Here is a 523-nt window from a genome sequence, read left to right on the forward strand (position 1 = left end):
GGCGTTATAACCTAGTTGAGATAGTTCTCAAATACACTTAAATATTAATAGGTTAAATGGTAATTTAGCTAGAATAGATTTCATACGATAGATTGTAGCTATTTAGTAATCATTGAATAAAAAAGGACTTTGAAAATGACAACTCTTCAAAAAATTGCAATTGGACTTGGCTCTGGTTTACTTGTTGGCTCTGTTTCAACGGTGTTACCTAGCTTACAATTTTGGTGTTTTGTCATTGGATTAACTTTAATCAATTACGTTATTGTTACGAAGAAAAAATAAAGCAAATAAGTAATTGTTATCGGTGCCAAAGAAAATGACTGCTGGAAATAAGATGATCAAGTTCGTGATTATAATGTTGAAGGTAAGCAGTTACGGTTTCAGTAACATTATCAGATGGTTATAACAATCGCATCAACACGATTTATTACACTCGGCGTTCTAGGTTTGCCTTGGGTTTTGTGATTAGGGCGGTTAATTCAGGTTGGTTGGCACAGTAATAAACGTGTTATGCCAGCGTTAT

General features: G+C 33.7%; 1 protein-coding gene. It reads left to right on the forward strand.

The annotated features are described in order from the left end of the window. Window positions 1-135: 135 nt before the first annotated feature. Window positions 136-282: a hypothetical protein gene (locus HC728_RS19830; RefSeq protein WP_017019179.1), complete on the forward strand. Its 147-nt coding sequence runs from the start codon at window positions 136-138 to the stop codon at window positions 280-282. Window positions 283-523 lie beyond the last annotated feature (241 nt).

The organism is Aliivibrio sp. S10_S31, from assembly GCF_014694495.1.
Classification (GTDB): domain Bacteria; phylum Pseudomonadota; class Gammaproteobacteria; order Enterobacterales; family Vibrionaceae; genus Aliivibrio; species Aliivibrio fischeri.